Consider the following 16,984-nt stretch of genomic DNA (forward strand, 5'->3'; position numbering starts at 1 on the left):
GCCGGCGATGAGCGCGCAGGTGATTCAACTCGGCCGCCAGCGCTTCGTCGGCGGCCTGTTCTGGCAATCGCTGTCGAGGCGCAACGAGCTGCGCGCCGAAGCGGTCGAGCTCGCGAAGAAGCTGAAGTTCGACCTGATGGTGCTGCGGATCGATCGCGGCGTCGCGGCGGCGGGCTACGCGAACACGCGCGACGGCTTCGCGCCAGGGCATCTGTCGCTCGGCGCGATGGTGTCGCGCGCGATCGCGCTCGAAGGCGCGTTCTACAACGGGCGGCGTCAGCCCGCGCCGAACTGGCTCGGCGCGTTCGCGCTGCCCGACGGGCGCTGGGCGTACTTCGCGGTGCGCGACCACGCGTTCATGCCGAACGGCGACTGGGTGGGCAGCCGCGAGGAAGCGCTCGAGCGGCTGCATACCGATTACGCGTGGGGCGGCTGGAACGTCGTGATCGGCGAGCCGGAGCTCGAGAAGCAGGGCTTCCAGAATTTCCAGCCGAAGCGGCTCGACGATCTGCTGCCGCGCCGCGGCGGCCGGCCGCGCACCGAGCGCTGGTGGGCGCTCAAGCCCGTCGAGCGGCGCCTGTCGCCGCGCGCCGCGCTGATCGCCGCGACGGTGGCGTGCGTCGCGCTCGGCGGCGCGCTCGCGTATTGGCATCATCGCGCGAAGGTCGAAGCGCAGGAGCGCGAGGCGGCGCTCGAACGGGTGCGTGCGGAGCTTGCCGCGCGGCAGGCGAGAAGCGGCCCCGTTGCGCCTCCGTGGGCGACGCTGCCCGATGCGGTCGCGTTCGCGCGCGCGTGCGCGACGCGCTTCGGGCGGCTCGCGCCGGGCGGCTGGCGGCTCGAGCGCTACGAGTGCACGCCGGGCACGGCGCATTACGCGTGGGCGCGCAACGGCTCGAACGTGCGCTACCTGATCGCCGTCGAGCCCGCCGCGACGGTCGACACCGACGGCGAGCGCGCGACGCTCGACGTGCCGCTCACCGCGCCGACGGCGAACGACACGCCGCTCGTCGACGATTCGGTTGTCAGGACGCAACTTCTGTCGCGTCTGCAATGGCTCGACGCGGCCGCTAAACTGGACCGGCTGCTTCCCGATCAGGCGTCGCGCGCGCCGCTCGCGAACCTCGCGCAGCAGGCGGCCGCCGCGCCCGCGTGGCGCGCGTACCGGCTGAACGCGCGCCTCGGCGGCGTCGCGCCGCCGGAGTTCGTGCGCGCGATCGACGTGCCGGGGCTGCGCGTCGAGCGCATCGCTTACCAGAACAATCAGTGGACTCTCGAAGGAGTGCTCTATGCGAAATAGTCGCGTCCGATCGATGTGCGCGCTTGGCGCGGCGCTCTTCGCCGGCATCGCGCGCGCGGCGGGGCCCGCGCCGTCCGACGACGACGGCGGCGCGACCGCCGAACGGCTCACACGGTTGCAAAGCGAGACCGTTCTGCTGCAGGCGCAGTTGAAGAAGCTCGAGACCGAGCAGCAGGTCGCCGAGCGCACCGCGCAGCTCGCGCGCGCGCGCGGTGGCGGCGCGCCCGCCGGGCAGTTCGCTGTGACGGCGATCGAAGGCGTCGGCAAGCGCGCGTTCGCGACGCTGCGGATGAACGGCGGCGCCGAATTCGAGGTGCAGCGCGGCGACGCGCTGCCGGACGGCGGACGCGTCGCCGCGATCGAGCCGCGCGCGGTCGTCGTGTCGAATCGCGGGCGCACGTACCGGTTGTCGACGGCGTCGCCTTCCTATGCGGGCTATCCGCCGCTGCCGGCCGACGCGGCCGCGCCGCTGCCGACGCTGCCCGCCTTGCCGGCGAGCGGATCATGAGCCGGGACGCGCAACGGCCCGACCCGGCGGCCGCGCGCGCGACGCCGCACGCCGCCGCCGACGACACTGCCGATACCGCCGCCGTCGCGCCGCCGCGCGGCCCGCGCGCCGTCAGCGAAGCGGGCGACTTCGCCGCGAGCGTCGAGGAGCGCAAGTTCGTCTGCCTGTTCGACGACGGGAGGCTGCTCATCGCCGAAGGCCACGAGATGAACCCGTTCGTGCTGTCGTATCGCGCGCGGCTCGACCGGATGGGCCGGCCGTACCGGCCGACGCCGGCGACGCTGATGCAGGTGCGCGAGGCGTACCGGCGGAACGTCGCGGGCGGCGGCGAGCGGCTCGACCACACGGTGATGCAGGTGCTCGCGAAGGAGCTGATCGGCCGCGCGTGCCGCGAGCGCGCGTCCGACGTTCACATCCGCGTGCGCCGCTTCAGCACCGAGGTCTACTTCCGGGTCCACAACGAGCTCGTGCGCGTGAACGAGCACACGCGCGAGCACGGCGAGCGCCTGCTCGCGACGCTGTACGGCGCGATGACGACCGTGTCGGACAACAGCTACCGGCCGAGCGAGCGGCAGGACGCGAGCATCGGCGACCGCGACAAGCTGCCGGACGACCTGTACGGCGTGCGGATCGCGACGACGCCGACGAGCGAGGGCAGCCTGATGGTGCTGCGGCTGCTCTATAACGACGCGGGCGACGCGACCGATCTCGCGGCGCTCGGCTTCGCGCCCGAGCACGTCGCCGCGTTTCGCGCGCTGCGCGCGCAGCCGCACGGAATGAACATCATCAGCGGCCCGACGGGCTCCGGCAAGTCGACGACGCTGCAACGGATGCTCGCCGCGCAGATCGACGAATCGCACGGCAGCCTGCACGTGATCACGGTCGAGGACCCGATCGAATATCCGATCGACGGCGCGGTGCAGACGCCGGTGGCGAACGCGCCCACCGAGGACGCGCGCGCGCTCGCGTTCGCGGCGGCGATCACGAACGCGATGCGGCTCGACCCCGACACGATCATGATCGGCGAGATCCGCGACCGCGCGTCCGGGCAGACCGCGCTGCGCGCGTCGATGACGGGCCATCAGGTGTGGACGACGGTGCACGCGAACAGCGCGCTCGCGATCGCCGACCGCCTGATCGATCTCGGCCTGCACGCGCGGATGATCACCGATCACACGGTGATCTCCGGGCTCATCAGCCAGCGTCTCGTGAAGCTCTTGTGCCCGCATTGCAAGCTGCGGCTCGCCGATCATCCGGAGCGCATCGAGCCGGGCCTCTTCGCGCGGCTGCGGCTCGCGCTCGACACCCGGGTGCACGACGTATGCATCGCGGGCGACGGCTGCGCGCAGTGCGGCGCGGCCGGCACGATCGGCCGCACGGTGGTGGCCGAAGTGATCCTGCCCGATGCGCGGCTCTTCGAGTTCCTGCGCGACGGCGACAAGGTCGGCGCGCTCGAGTACTGGACCCGCACGCTCGGCGGGATGACGCTCGCCGAGCACGCGCTGCGCAAGGTCGCGGCGGGGCTCGTCGATCCGCGCGGCGTCGAGCGCGTGGTCGGCACGCTCGCGCCGGCGGCGGGCGAGGCGCGGCAGCAACTGTCGCTCGTCGGGTTCAGCTATGGCACTTGAGCTGAATCGCCATTGGGCGAAGCTGTGCCTGAATGCCGACGAGCGGCTGCGCGTGTACCGGAAGATCGCGAAGATGCTCGGCAACGGGCTGCCGCTCCTCAAGGTGCTCGAGGAGCTCGAATGGCGCGCGTCGCGCGAGGGCCGCAAGCCGCGCGAGCCGCTCGCGATCGTGCTGTCCGACTGGCGCCTCGCCGTGCAGAACGGCGGGATGCTGTCCGAGGCGATGGACGCGTGGGTGCCCGCGACCGAGCAGATGATCGTCGCGGCGGGCGAGCAGGCGGGGCGCATCGAGGACGCGCTCGCGTCGGTCGCCGACATCGTGCAGTCGAGCCGCAAGATCCGCCGCGCGGTGACGGGCGGCGTCGCGTATCCGGTCGGCCTCGTCGTGATGGTGATCGGCTATCTGTACCTGTTCGGCACGCACGTGATTCCGAAATTCGCGCTGATCGCCGATCCGTCGCACTGGCACGGCGCCGCGCGCTCGCTGTATCTGATGTCGCTGTTCGTGCAGGGCTGGATGCTCGTCGTCGTCGCGGCGCTCGTTGCGGCGCTCGTCGCGCTCGCATGGTCGCTGCCGCGCTGGCGCGGGCCGCTGCGCATCTATGCGGACCGCGTGCCGCCTTATTCGATCTACCGGCTCGTCGCGGGCAGCGGCTTTCTGATCGCGTTCTCGGCGCTGCAGGCGTCGGGCGTCACGGTCGAGAAGGCGCTGCTGAAGATCGGCGCGGTCGCGGGGCCGTGGCTGCGCGAGCGGATCGACGACACGCTCGTCGGCGTGAAATCGGGCCTCAACGCCGGCGAGGCGCTGCTCAACACCGGCTATCAGTTTCCGTCGCGCGAGATCGTCGAGGATCTGTGCATCTACGCCGAGTACGGCGGCTTCGACGCGGCGCTCAGGATGCTCGCCGACGAATGGCTCGAAGAGGGCGTCGCGCGGATCGCCGCGCAGATGCGCGTGCTGAACGGCGTCGCGATCGTCGTGCTCGCGGTGCTGATCGGCTGGCTCGTGACGGGCTTCTTCGGCATCCAGCAGGAAATCGCCGCGATGACGCGCGCGATGCATTGACGTCGCGCATTTTCAATTCAGGAGAAACCAACATGAAACCACTCGCCGCCCATCCCGCCTACCGCCACGAGCCGGCGCTCTGCCGGCGCCACCGCCACGAGCGCGGCGCGTCGCTGCTCGAGAGCATCGCGTATCTCGGCGTCGCCGCGATCGTGATCGTCGGCGCGATCGCGCTGCTCGGCTCGGCGTTTTCCAGTGCGAACACGAACCGGCTCGCCGAGGAGCTGAACGCGATTCAGACGGGGACCAAGAAGCTTTATATGGGGCAGGTGAACAATTACGGGAACAATGCTCCGCTCAATGCGAACCTGGTTGCGGCGAAGGTGTTTCCGAGCACGCTGCCGACCGACAACAACGGCAACGTATCGAACGCGTGGGGCGGCGCGGTCACGGTGACGGGAGTCGGCCAGACCTTCACCGTCCAGTACACGAACGTCCCGCGCGACGTCTGCATCAATACGCTGACGGCGGGCGGCAACTGGCGGACGGTTGCGATCGGCGGGAATGCCGCGATCGACTATCCGGTTTCCCCCGGTAACGCGACGACAAATTGCGCGGACAACGCGTCGATCGTCTGGACGTCGAACTGACGCCGCCCACGCCGTTTTCCATCGTTCGCACCGCCGCTCATGTACGCCTTGGCCGTCGCGCTGACCTTCGCATCGCTCGCCGCCGTCTACGCGACACTGCAAGGCCCGTCCGCCGTTCCCGCGCTGCAACCGTCGCGCGCCGCGCAAGCGCTCGCGGACAATCTCGCCGTTTACCGCCAGGCGGCGCTCGACTACGCGCGCACGCATCCGGGCACGCGCGGCGCGGTGCCGAACGCGCAGCTTCCGTTTCCGACGTGGTATCCGGGCGCGAACCCGCTTTGGCGCAACTACGTCGAGCGCGGCACGGTCGTCGCGTATGCGGCGTCGCCGCCGCCCGTGAACATCGCGGGCGAGATCGCGGCGCTCGCCGACGGCTCGCTGCTCGCGGGCGTTGCGTATCGCGGCGCGGTCGTGCGCCCCGGCTACGCGAATCCGAACGCGCCGGCGGACGGCGTGCCGCTGCCCGCGGGGCTTTCGATCGCAAACGGCCTTCCGGTCTGGATGGGGCAAGCGTACTGATGCATTTCATGTCTTCCCGCCGCCGCGCGCGCGGCTTCGCGCTGATCGAGATGCTCGGCGCGCTCGCGATCGCCGCGCTGCTGCTCGCCGGCATCGCGGCGATGCTGGACACGTCGCTCGACGACGTGCGCGCGCAGCAGGCCGCGCAATACCAGGCGCAGGTGACGGCCGCGGCGACGCGTGCGTTGAAGCGCGACTACGACGCGTGGCTGCAGCGCGCGAACGCGCAAGCGCCCGTCGTGATGACGCTCGCCGATTTGCAGGCGACGAACGATTTGCCCGCCGCGCTGCAGACGCGGAACGCGTATGGTCAGCACACGTGCGTGCTCGTCAAGCGCACCGCGAGCGGCGTCGGACTCGACGCGCTCGTCGTGACGACGGGCGGCGAGACGATCGGCGACAAGGAGCTCGGGCTCGTCGCCGCGAGCGCGGGGCCGGGCGGCGGCTCGATCGCCACGAGCGCGCCCGCGCTCGCGCGCGGCGCGTTTGACGCATGGCGCATGCCGCTCGGCACCTACCTCGGCGGCAGCTCGCCGACATGCGATCCGGCCGACGCCGCGCCGCCGAATGCCGGCCATCTCGCCAGCGAGATCTTCTTCAACGGGCCGGGCCAGCAGATCAACAGCGATTACCTGTACCGCGTCGGCGTCGGCGGCCATCCGGAGGCGAACGCGATGCAGGTGCCGATCTGGCTCACGCACACGTTCGTCGAAGGCAGCACGGACGCGGCGAACTGCGGCGCGGCGGGCAGTTACGCGAACGGCAAGCTCGGCGCCGACGCGGCCGGCAATCTGCTGAGCTGCAAGAGCGGCGTGTGGCGCGGCGCGGGCGGCCACTGGAAGGACCCCGTCGCCACGGCCGACGATCTGCCCACCGACGCATCGAACGAAACCGGCGACGTGCGCCTCACGCTCGACACGTTCCGCGCGTTTGCGTGGACGGGCTACGCCTGGAAGGCGCTCGCCGTGGACCAGAACGGCAACCTGATCGTGCCCGGCGTCGTCTCCGCGAACCAGTACGAAATCACCGGGCGCGTCGTCATCAACACGCCGTGCGCGCCCGATCCGAGCCGGCCGAACGCGGGACTCGTGTCGATGGACCAGGACGGGCAGGTGCTGTCGTGCCAGGACGGCAAGTGGCTGCCGCAATCGGGGATCAAGATCGGCGGCACGGAGACGGCGTGCGAGATCCTGATGGAGACGCCCGGCGCGACCGATTTCTCGTGCGGGTACACCTACCGCGGCCCCTATCCGAACCCGCCGCTCATCACGTACGAATCGGACGGCACGTACACGTACACGATCGACCGGCCGGTGAAGCTCGACAACAACGGGCTCATTTCGGTGAGCGCGTACATGCACATGAGCTACGCGACGTGCGCGCTGAAAGGGCGGGAAGGACAGATGCGTCTCGTCGTCGACGTGATCGACGTTCAAAGCGACCGGGTGATCGCGCACGGCGAGGCGCAATCGACGAAGCTGATCGAGGACGCCGCGACGATCAACGTCACGCTGAATCAGGCCGCCGAGCCGCGCAGCGGCTACACGGTCAGGCTTTCGAGCAAGTGGGCGACGTACGACAGCTACTCGGGAACGCCGTGGACGTCGACCTATTGCAGCGGCGGCAAGACCTTCCTCCAGACGCCGCTCGTGACCGGCTGGACGATCAATTCGTTCTATTGAACGGGCCTTCGCCGCGCGCGGGCGCCGCCGCGCGGCGCTGCGGTTAACTGCAGGGGTCTCCCATTCGCGGCGCGCGATCCGACCGACGGTGCGCGCGCTCCCACCGGACGGACCCATGAAGGCCAAGATCCCCGTTTTGCTGTCCCTGCTGTGCTCGCTCGCGAGCCTTTCCGCCGATGCCGCGCCCGTCCGCTGGCGCAGCGCCGAAATCCAGTACGCGGCGGAAGGCAAGGACGTGAAGGACGTGCTGCGCGATCTCGCCGCGAGCCAGAACATCGCGGCGAACGTTGCGCCCGGCGTGAGCGGCGCCGTCAGCGGCAAGATGAGGATGTCGCCGCAGCGCTTTCTCGATACGCTCGCCGCGTCGTTCGGCTTCGTCTGGTATTACGACGGCACCGTGCTGTACGTGACGCCCGCGAGCGACATGAAGAGCACGCTCGTCAAGCTCGATCACGCGAACACGGGCGACCTGCGCGATCTGCTCGAACAGATGAAGGTTGCCGATCCGCGCTATCCGGTCACCTACAACGCGCGGCAGCGCACCGCGCTCGTCGCGGGGCCGCCGCGCTACGTCGAGCTCGTGACGAGCGTCGCCGCGCGGCTCGACGAGAATTCCGCGCGCACGGGCGGCACGGCGATCCGCGTGTTCTCGCTGAAGCACGCGTGGGCCGCCGATCGTGACGTGAACGTCGACGGCACGACGGTGACGATGCCGGGTGTCGCATCGCTGCTGAACCGGATGTATCACCCCGGCGACGGCAAGCGCGCGTCGCAGACGACGGTCGGCCAGCCGATCAGCCGCGCCGCGCCGATGACGGATCTCGGCGGCGGGCGCAGCGGCGTGCCGCCGTTGCCGCCGCTGCCGCCGTACATGCAGGCCGCGCAGTCGGGCGACGGCGCGGGCATGCCGGCGGGCGGCGATCCGCGCCCGGGCGGCCTGCTCGCCGCGGCGATCGCGAATCCGGGCGCGGCGCGCGCGCCCGGCGGCGGCATGCCCGACGCGAACGGCTTGCCCGGCGGCGCGAGCGGCGTGGCAGCGGGCGCGGGCGACGCGCCCGACCTGCCGGTGATCCAGGCCGACCCGCGCACGAACTCGATCCTCGTGCGCGACGTGCCCGAGCACATGGCGCAGTATCCGGACCTGATCGCGCTCCTCGACGTGAAGCCGCGCCTGATCGAGATCGAGGCGCGCATCATCGAGATCGACGACGGCGCGCTCAGGCAGCTCGGCGTCGACTGGCGCGCGCACAACAGCCATGTCGACCTGCAGACGGGCACGGGGCTCACGTCGCAGAATTCGTATGCGAACGGCTCGCTGAATCCGACGTTCGGCTCGATCTCGCTGTCGGGCAACGATTCGGTCGGCGTGCCGGCGAGCCCGCTCGGGCTGTCGCTGACGGCCGTGCTCGGCGATGCCGGCCGCTACCTGCTCGCGCGGATCAACGCGCTCGAATCGTCGAACCAGGCGCGCACCGACGCAAGCCCGAAAGTCACGACGCTCGACAACGTCGAGGCGGTGATGGACAACAAGAAGCAGTTCTTCGTGCGCGTCGCGGGCTACACGTCGGCCGACCTTTACAGCATCTCGACGGGCGTGTCGCTGCGCGTGCTGCCGATGGTCGTCGAGGAAGGCGGACGCACGCAGATCAAGCTCGACGTGCGGATCGTCGACGGCGAGCTGTCGCAGCAGACGGTCGACAACATTCCGGTCATCGTGTCGAACGAGATCAACACGCAGGCGTTCATCGAGCAGGGGCAGGCGCTCCTGATCGCGGGCTACAAGGTGGACGCGCGCTCGAACACGCAATCGGGCGTGCCGGTGCTGTCGAAGCTGCCGTTGCTCGGCGCGCTGTTCCGCTCGACCGACAAGCAGGACAGCCATAGCGAGCGGCTCTTTCTCGTGACGCCGCGGGTGATCGAGCCTTGAGCGGGCGGCATGCGGCCGCGTCGCGCCGGCCGGGTGCTCGCGCGCATCGCGCTCATCGGCCGAGGTAGAGATAGAGCGACGCGAGCGCCGCCGTGACGATCGTCGCGGCGAGCGGCAGGCGGAACTGCGGCGCGCATCGGGCGATCTTGAGCATGAAGCCGGTATGCAGGCGCTTCGGCGACGCGAGAAACGCGACGTACCAGACGGCGAGATTCAGGCCGAAGGCGATCGAGAACAGCACGCCCATGCCGGCCGTGCGCAGAAACGCATGAAGGAGGCCGGAAGCCGGCGGCGCGCCGATGCCGATCCACTGTCCGAGCAGCAGGCCCAGCATCAGCGCCCCAAGCGAATAGGTATTGAGCATCACCTGGTGCGCGGCGAGCGCGAGCCACTTTTGCCGCGGCGCGGCGACGAGCATGCCGAAGAGAACCATGCCGAGCGTGGCGAACACGTTCCAGATGTGCGGGCCGATGCCTTCCTGGATCGCCGCCTGAAGGTACGTGACCGACCGGTGGCTGCCGAGCCAGCCGGTCACGATGACGCCCGCGATCGCGGGCAGCACCCACGCGGCGAGAACCGTGAACGCTTCGAAAAGCGTGCGGCCGGGCCAGAAATCCGACCGCGCGAAGTCGCGCGTGTGATGGCGGAGCCAGTGACGGATTCGAAGCAGCAGCGTATGCAGGACGGGAGCGGCGATCATGTTCGAGCGTGGGCCATGCGCGCCGGACGCGCGCGCGATGCATGTCGCGGGGCGGCGGGTGACGGCGCGCCGTGACGGTGGATGATTCGAGGTTGACGGCAGCGTGCGGCGAAACTTGATAGCCGGTTTGCTTGCGCGCGCATCGGATCATCGCCGAAAACGTCCGCGTCCGGGCCCGGCCGCGATGCCGACGGTGCGGAGCTGTCGCGATTGCCGCCGACATGCGCGAGCGTTCGCATGCTGCGTTGCGCGTTTTGCATGCAGACGGGACACGGCGATCCCCACGGTTCGACGCGCGCCGGCGTAGCCCGGCATCGCGCATCGTCGATGCGGGCGGCGTGGAGAAGGCGCGGTCGCTTCAGTTGCGCTTGCGCGAGCGCATCCGAACCGCGGAATCGAATCGCGCCTGAGCACGGGCGAGCTCGTCGAGCGCGCGATCGAGGCGCGACACCGCGGCCGCGTATTCGATGCTCGACGTCGTCTCCCCGGCGTCGCCGCGAACGGCGCGGAATGCGCGATCGACGTTGCGCGTCGCCTCGAAAAAACGCTGTGCGGCCTCGGCTTCCCGGGAATGCGGGATGGACGACATGGACGTTTCTCCTCCGTTGCCAGACATGACAGGCCGATCGCAAGCGCTTGCATCGCGCGATGCTCGCTTTGTCCCGATCGGGCCGCCGTGACCGGATGGCGACAGATGACCGGCGCGCAACGATGGTGAGCAGACGACGCAACGCTTCGCGCGTCGTCGCGCGGCGCGCGTCAGGCTGCACGTCAGACGCGCGGCCCGTCACCACGCATGGTTCGCATGCGCATGCGCGGGCGCGGCGTGGCCGAACGGCGCGGCGGATTCGACAGGCGACATGTCGAACAGATCCCGCGTGAACCCGCGCGCCTGCTCGGCGGCGGCGGGCTGGCTGCGCAGACGCGTGACCTGCTCGACGAACGTATCCAGATCGCCGTCGCGCGTCGCCTTCGTGATTTTCGCGAGATCGCGCGCCTTCAGCACGCTCGGTTGCGTGAGCCGCACGAAGTACGGCGCCTCGAGCTCGACCGACAGCGCGAGCGGATAGCTCCTGCCCGTCTGCTCCGTCTCGCGGCCGACGCAATCGACGACCGCCGCGCTCTGCGCGGCGCCGAGCACCTTGCCCGTGCTCACGCTGCGCAGGTGATCGGGATACACGCGCAGGCGCGTGCCGATGCTGAGCTCGGTCGGCGACGCGCACACGAGCGCGTAGTAGTGCTCGCGACGCCGGCCGGAAGGCAGCGTCGCGCGGCTCGTGATGAACGTATGCGGCGGCAATTGACGCACCTGGCCGCTCGCATCGATCCACGCGTTCCACAACAGCACGTCTTCCGTTTTTCTTTCCGGCTGCCTCGCCTTGCTCGACGCCGGCGAGAACAGCGCGATCAGCGAGCCCGTGCGGTGCGCGGCGATCTGCGCGCTGTTGCCGAGCGGCTGGCCGATGCCCCACAGAAACCGCCCGCCTCCGAGCCGGCGCTCCCATTCCTTTCTCAGCACGGTCGTCGGGAGCGCTTCGCCGGATTCGTGACCGATCTTGGTCCAGCAAAACGTCGGGGGGAGGTGTTTCAGTGTCATCAACTTTCTCGGAATGCGGCCGACCGTCGGCTTCGACGATCAATTCATTAGGCGTTAATGTATATGTATAATGCATGCTATGGAAGCCCCCAAGAGACATTTTTCTGTTCAGGACCTGTTGAGCCGATTATTGGCCGATACCCGCTCGTCCAGCGAAATAGCGAGGCTTTCGGGCGTCAGCCAGCCCACCGTCTCGCGACTCAGGTCGTCGAGCGGGCGTCGGCTGCGCAGGAGCGCATCATTCAATAAGCTATGCAGTTTCTACGGTGTCGAGACGCGGCAATCGGGCCGGTTGTCGGCGCCGTACAACGATTTGCTGCGCGAGGCGATCGTCGAGGCGTGGGACGGCTCCGAAGAGCACGGCCGCGCGCTGCTCGGCGTGATCAAGGGGTTGAAGGAACTGAGCGGCAAGCCGGGATGAGGGCTTGCGCGATGCGTGGGCTCGATCGCGTGCGGATTCGCGGTGCGCCGTGCGGGGCGTCGCGATCGCGCGTGCCCGCCGGTTGCGTCGGCGCAGCAGGCCGGCCCTACCCGCGATGCGATGCGGCCCGCCGAAGGCGGGCCGCATTTCTCGCGCTGACGGTTGTTACTTGCGGCCGAGATACTGTTCGGTGCAGATGTGCGTGAAGTGGATGATCGACGTCCGCTCCCGGATTTGTGCGTTGTCGAGATACGCGACAGCGAACGCATACGGGTTGTAGGTGATCCGCCAGCGATCCGAGGGCACCGACATCGTGTTGAAGTCGCCCGTCACCGTTCCGCCGCCCTGGCACACGCCGACGTTCAGATCGACGAGCAGGTTGCCGTTCGCGTCGGTGTAGCCCGACGTTTCCGTCAGCAGCGTGTTGGGGCCGTTCGGGCCCGCGCTGTCGTATGCGCGCAACCAGATGCGCTCGCCGGGCGGCAGGCGGACGTTGCCCGTCGAATCCCACGCGATGGCGCCTGCGGACACGACCCGCGCGACGTTCTCGTTGCCGCGCACGAGATGCGTGATGTTCTCGTTGTCGAGGAGGCGATAGAAGCCCGCGGTGCCCGCGCCGTCCGACACGCGCAGCGTATACGCTTGCGCGGCGGGCGCGGTCGTGCCCTTGTCGTAGACGCGGAACATCAGCGTCGCGCCCGCGGGCGACGTGATGTTGTACGACGTGCCCGACGCGAGCGTCGCCCACGTGTTCGGCGCGGTCTCGAGCTCGGCCGTCTGCGTGCCCGCACCCTTGAACGTCACGTAGTTCGCCGTTTGCGTCGACGGCACCTGCACCGCGTAGTAATCGAAATCCGCGACCGTATCGAGGTTCGCGCTGATCTGCTGGTTGCCGGTCAGCTTCGTCGGATGCAGGATCGAATCGTTCGGCTCGTAGCTGTCATAGCCCGTCGTGCCGAACACCTGGAACTGGAACGGCGCGTTGCCCGCGCCTTGCTGCGCGCTGACGAGCAGCAAAAGGCGCACCGGGCCGTTCGGCACCGCCTCGACGATCTTGTTCGGCGACAGGTCGGCCTGGCTGTCAAGCACTGTCCACGAGCCGTCTTCGTTGACTTGCACGAGATGCGCGTCGTGCTGTTCGTTGGCGGGCAGGCTCACGACGTACGCGACGATCTTCGTCGCGCTCGGCGCGACGAACTGGAAGCAGTCGGCCTGGCCGGCGGGCGCGGTGACCGCGTTGTACGCGGCGCCGATCGTGACATCGGTGCAGTTCGCGACGGGCGGCGCGACGGTTGCGGCGGTTGCGGTGGTCGTTGCGGCGAGCGTCGCTTGGCGCTTCGCGAGCGGCGCGCGCGCGCCGGCCTGCCGGATCGCGCTGGCGGACAGCGTCGGCAGCGGCCGCGGCAGGGTCGGCAGCGACGCGCGGCGCGCGGCGAGCTGTTTGCCGATTTTCGTCGGCTCGGCCCGGCTGACGCCGTCTACGTGCGATTGCGCGACGAGGGTTGGCGCTTGCGCCCACGATGGGCTCATCGCCGCCGCGGTCAGCAGCGCTGCCGCGTACTTCAGTCTTTTCATAGGGTCTCCGTATGTGGATGCGCTTGATGCGCGGCAATCATCATACGTTTGCCACGGGGAAATAGGGCGGGAAAGTTTCGGAATTGTTTGGGGGGCGTGTGCGGATGCGCTGATGGACCGTCAATGAGCTGTATTAGCCAACAATCGATACACATTGCTAGCTTCGAAGTGTCGAGCATTCAGACTTCGATATATGACGCCGACTGAGATGCCACCAGTTTCGGCGACGGCGAACACAAGCAGATACAAAGATCGTCGCTTAACGCCGCCTGTCGCCCATCCGGCCCCGTGCTCGAAATTCGGGGACCATCACACGCAATCTTGCCGATTGTTTTACACGCCGGGCACAGCACAGGATCGTGCTCATATGCTTGTTCGCGGCCATTCAGCAGGTCGCCGCCATCGCCTCTTTGCACGATGCCGCCGGCTGTCGTCAGGTCGCCTTTCACGATGTCATATCGTCGCATGTCGTGCTCTCTTAAACCGCGCCCGGACGCAACCGCAAGCTATTCAGCAGCGTGTCCCATGTTTGCAGTGCGCCAGTCTCGTCCACTGGCGACGTTGCTTGATCCGGCGGCAGATCAGGGGAGGGGGAACCCAGCAACAATTGGATTGCCGTATGCGGCTTCGCGAGCGTGCTTGGATCACCCGGAGCCAGCAGGTAGAAACGATACGACGTAATCGGGCCGTCCTTTAGTTCGAATAACACTTCTTCGCCGTCCATTCCGCCCACCGTGCGTTTGCCTTGACGCAGGATGCGATAGCTCCCGCTGCCTGCGACCCGATCCATCTGCGCACGCAGGTCGGGCAATGTCTTGGTTAGTGGCTTCCCTTGATCCTGACTGATGGACTCCCGCATCTGGATCACCAACAGCGCCGGACGTCCCGGCATCAACGCAATAGACTGGCTCAATTCTTCCGGGTACGTAGACGAACCTGTCACGATTCCACCGTCGAAACAGAAACCCGATTCCGTCGGCACCGACCAGTTATCGCGTGCTTTTATGCGCCGATAAACATCCCTGTAGATTCCATCTGCGTCATTAAGGGCTGTTTCGCCAATGCTGCCGGTCGTATGAAATAACATATGGTCGTCGTAAAGGTAGCCTTCGGTGTGAAATGGTAGGCTGACGCCTTTTGCTACGCCTTTCTGAAAAACAAAGACCTTAGAATCCTTCGTCGGTGCAATCATCTTTTCTAACCATGAGAGTCCCGTTTTTTCTTCTAAATTTATCGGATTAACGCGCTGCCTGGATTTCAAGTCTTTTTCTAAAGATCCAACTTTTGATTGATAGATCTCAAGCGATGTTTTGTACTGCGTTTCGAGTTTTTCGCCCCGGAACTCATACCGCTGATTAGAAATTTCACTCGTCGAGGGACGGTCGAATACAAAGCGACCGACACACCACGGACGCGGCTTGGACAACAAAGGATTGGTCATCGTCGGTTCCCCGGAGTAGGTTATCGAGCTGGCGCACACGCCCACCACCACAATCAGAATTCGTGAAATACGAGTCAGCATGACGGCTCCGGCGCTTCTTGCGCAATTTGTACAATGCTATAGAGCAACGCCCATCGGGTCCACGGATGGTTGTAGCTGAACTGATGTTCGTAGCCGCCTTGATCGAACACCATCTGTACACCCGGAGCCGCACCGCCACTTGCACTGCTTGCGGGGGCTTCCGCCGACCATACGGGCACCGTGCCGTCACCTGGAACGATGCCATTCTTGCTTGGGTCGGTTGTGGTGCTACCGGGAGGAAGCTTTGCCACCTTTTGCACTTCGAATTCGACGACCAGCTTACGCGATTCCAGATAGATTCGCAGGTTTCCCTTGCCCGAGTCCGAATTGGGATCGACATGCAAGAAGGTCGCGGCACGCAGTTCATCTTCCGTCACATCGGCCGGCAGGTTTCCGGTCCAAATCACCGTGCCCCATCCCAATAGATCTTCAAGCTTCTCGCCCGGCTCGATAGCGGGTTTACCTTTCTCCCCGCTCGGCCTAGATTTTTCTCTCGACTCCAGTCCGCCACCCGCATAAGAAATATACGTCTTCCCGTGGTAAGCATCTTTGATCTTACTTTGCCTGGTTACGACATCTAGCATGACATCTTTGAAGCCGCTAAAAATAGTCTCTTTATTTCCCTTTGCTTTCAAACGTTCATTCACAATTCCAGCCGGGTCGAGCAATGATGCATCTGGCACCAATCCGTACCACTGTGGATTTGCGTAAATATCGCCGTACGCGTTGCCACCTTTCGGCAACTGCATTACCGGTTGGCCATTGATCCGCGCAAATATCCACCACGGCTCACCCTTGTGATAGTCCGGCATCGGTAATAGCTCCAGCGGCCCCGGTGCGTTCGCTGCAACCGCCGTGAACTCCGCCGCGTTGTTCCCGACCAGGCTGCCGTTGATGAAGCCCTTCAACGCGCCCTCGTTACCGGCTCCGGTCCTGAACCGCTTCGCCGCAACCGGGGCGCCGGTTGCGGGCTGCACGCTATGAAACACCCCATACATCAGGTTCCCCGCGCCGTGCATCGCAATCGCCATCCGTGCGACCAGTCCACCCATCGAATGCGTCAGAATGATCGCCTTGTCGGTATGGTTCTCTGCGATGATTTCCTTGATGCCCATCAGGCGCGTTATCTTCTTGGTCTTCGGGTCTTTGTAATCCGAGCCGTTTATTACATCGAGTCCGGATTTTTCGTTCGATTGCAGCCAGTTATAGCCAATCGCATAGACCCGATATCGAAACTTCGCGAAGTGATTGAATGCAGTCGATTTCTCGTCAATCGCTTGACCCTTGCCCTGCGTCCCCGCGTCGGTCGCCCCATAGTCGGCAGGTTCGGTTCCAAGCAGCGGCTTGAGCGCCCACTTCTCACCCGTTGAATCGGGCGTCACCCACACCCCATGCGGCTTACCCATAAACTTAGGGCGATTGAGTTGTTCTTCCAGCCAAGCCAAAACCGGGTGATAGCTGGTCCGGTGTATCGACCCCCACCCCCGGCGGCGTGCTTCCGCCTCGTCCACGTACTGCTCCGGGCTATCGTTCTCGCCATGTTTGCCGACATTGATCGGCCCATGTGGCGTCACCGCCGCCTTGGTCGGATCGAACTGCGTTTCGCGCGTGGACGCGCCCTTGAACCACAATCCAAGCAGCGCGGGAAGTCCGCCCAGGTTCCCCAGCATCCCGTCCGTGTTTGGTGCGAAGAACATCTCGTCGCCGGTATCGGTGTTCGTCAAGAGCGAGCCCATGACGCCCGGCAGAAAGATCACCGGAATGATGGGCCGCACGTCGCACAACAATTCCTTGCTGCGCGTGTCGCTCGCTGGCGTCAACGTAAAGTGGCCGTACGACGATCCATCCGGGGCAGTGCGCCCCATCACCTGCACGACCTCTTGCTCGGCCGCATCGCCATCGGACGGCGCAACGCCGCCCGGATTGTCAGTCGGGTTATCGCTCATCGTGGA

General features: G+C 66.8%; 16 protein-coding genes. 9 read left to right on the forward strand and 7 right to left on the reverse strand.

Going from position 1 to position 16,984, the window contains the following annotated elements; all coding sequences use genetic code 11:
• Window positions 1-7: 7 nt before the first annotated feature.
• The 8 genes from pilO2 to sctC all read left to right on the forward strand — a co-directional run bounded on the left by pilO2 (window position 8) and on the right by sctC (window position 9,217).
• Complete coding sequence (pilO2, locus tag AQ610_RS22760; protein WP_006028735.1) at window positions 8-1,297, forward strand: type 4b pilus protein PilO2; 1,290 nt, start codon at window positions 8-10, stop codon at window positions 1,295-1,297.
• A gap of 13 nt (window positions 1,298-1,310) precedes the next feature.
• Window positions 1,311-1,805, forward strand: a complete 495-nt coding sequence (pilP, locus tag AQ610_RS22765) for a type IV pilus biogenesis protein PilP (protein WP_006028736.1) — start codon at window positions 1,311-1,313, stop codon at window positions 1,803-1,805.
• Entirely contained in the window at window positions 1,802-3,433 is a 1,632-nt protein-coding gene (locus AQ610_RS22770; protein ID WP_006028737.1) for a GspE/PulE family protein, read from the forward strand. The genes pilP and AQ610_RS22770 overlap by 4 nt, the downstream gene beginning before the upstream one ends.
• Complete coding sequence (locus AQ610_RS22775) at window positions 3,423-4,499, forward strand: type II secretion system F family protein (RefSeq protein WP_006028738.1); 1,077 nt, start codon at window positions 3,423-3,425, stop codon at window positions 4,497-4,499. Before AQ610_RS22770 ends, AQ610_RS22775 begins: the two co-directional genes overlap by 11 nt.
• Window positions 4,500-4,531: 32 nt before the next feature.
• Window positions 4,532-5,089, forward strand: coding sequence for a type 4 pilus major pilin (locus tag AQ610_RS22780; protein ID WP_009915529.1), 558 nt, complete (start codon window positions 4,532-4,534; stop codon window positions 5,087-5,089).
• 39 nt (window positions 5,090-5,128) lie between these two features.
• The gene (gene pilM / locus AQ610_RS22785; protein WP_009915528.1) at window positions 5,129-5,608 is read left to right on the forward strand and encodes a type IV pilus biogenesis protein PilM; all 480 of its coding nucleotides are present in this window, start codon (window positions 5,129-5,131) and stop codon (window positions 5,606-5,608) included.
• A complete protein-coding gene (pilV, locus tag AQ610_RS22790) occupies window positions 5,608-7,290 on the forward strand; it encodes a shufflon system plasmid conjugative transfer pilus tip adhesin PilV (RefSeq protein ID WP_006028741.1) in 1,683 nt (560 codons plus the stop codon). Before pilM ends, pilV begins: the two co-directional genes overlap by 1 nt.
• Window positions 7,291-7,405: 115 nt before the next feature.
• Window positions 7,406-9,217 carry a type III secretion system outer membrane ring subunit SctC gene (gene sctC / locus AQ610_RS22795; RefSeq protein WP_006028742.1) on the forward strand — a complete coding sequence of 604 codons (1,812 nt, stop codon included), beginning with the start codon at window positions 7,406-7,408 and terminating at the stop codon, window positions 9,215-9,217.
• A gap of 52 nt (window positions 9,218-9,269) precedes the next feature.
• Here sctC and AQ610_RS22800 read toward each other — a convergent pair whose 3' ends face one another.
• From AQ610_RS22800 to AQ610_RS22810, 3 genes are all read right to left on the reverse strand, one after another.
• Window positions 9,270-9,917 carry a hypothetical protein gene (locus AQ610_RS22800; RefSeq protein WP_006028743.1) on the reverse strand — a complete coding sequence of 216 codons (648 nt, stop codon included), beginning with the start codon at window positions 9,915-9,917 and terminating at the stop codon, window positions 9,270-9,272.
• Between the two features lie 358 nt (window positions 9,918-10,275).
• On the reverse strand, window positions 10,276-10,506 hold the full coding sequence (locus AQ610_RS22805; protein ID WP_009915523.1) for a hypothetical protein: 231 nt from the start codon (window positions 10,504-10,506) through the stop codon (window positions 10,276-10,278).
• A 198-nt stretch (window positions 10,507-10,704) separates the two neighbouring features.
• Complete coding sequence (locus AQ610_RS22810) at window positions 10,705-11,514, reverse strand: hypothetical protein (protein WP_043283118.1); 810 nt, start codon at window positions 11,512-11,514, stop codon at window positions 10,705-10,707.
• Window positions 11,515-11,593: 79 nt separating this feature from the next.
• On the opposite strand from AQ610_RS22810, the gene AQ610_RS22815 reads away from it, so the two are divergent.
• Window positions 11,594-11,935, forward strand: a complete 342-nt coding sequence (locus AQ610_RS22815) for a hypothetical protein (RefSeq protein WP_063534636.1) — start codon at window positions 11,594-11,596, stop codon at window positions 11,933-11,935.
• A gap of 165 nt (window positions 11,936-12,100) precedes the next feature.
• Here the strand turns inward: AQ610_RS22815 and AQ610_RS22820 are convergent, their stop codons facing one another.
• The 4 genes from AQ610_RS22820 to AQ610_RS22830 form a co-directional block, all read right to left on the reverse strand.
• The gene (locus tag AQ610_RS22820) at window positions 12,101-13,510 is read right to left on the reverse strand and encodes a hypothetical protein (protein WP_006028746.1); all 1,410 of its coding nucleotides are present in this window, start codon (window positions 13,508-13,510) and stop codon (window positions 12,101-12,103) included.
• Window positions 13,511-13,689: 179 nt separating this feature from the next.
• Window positions 13,690-13,977, reverse strand: a complete 288-nt coding sequence (locus AQ610_RS34580) for a PAAR domain-containing protein (RefSeq protein ID WP_080595205.1) — start codon at window positions 13,975-13,977, stop codon at window positions 13,690-13,692.
• 11 nt (window positions 13,978-13,988) lie between these two features.
• The gene (locus AQ610_RS22825) at window positions 13,989-15,032 is read right to left on the reverse strand and encodes a T6SS immunity protein Tli4 family protein (RefSeq protein ID WP_231749059.1); all 1,044 of its coding nucleotides are present in this window, start codon (window positions 15,030-15,032) and stop codon (window positions 13,989-13,991) included.
• The gene (locus AQ610_RS22830; RefSeq protein ID WP_045554760.1) at window positions 15,026-16,978 is read right to left on the reverse strand and encodes a Tle4 family T6SS lipase effector; all 1,953 of its coding nucleotides are present in this window, start codon (window positions 16,976-16,978) and stop codon (window positions 15,026-15,028) included. The genes AQ610_RS22825 and AQ610_RS22830 overlap by 7 nt, the downstream gene beginning before the upstream one ends.
• Window positions 16,979-16,984: the final 6 nt, after the last annotated feature.

This window comes from Burkholderia humptydooensis (assembly GCF_001513745.1).
GTDB lineage: Bacteria > Pseudomonadota > Gammaproteobacteria > Burkholderiales > Burkholderiaceae > Burkholderia > Burkholderia humptydooensis.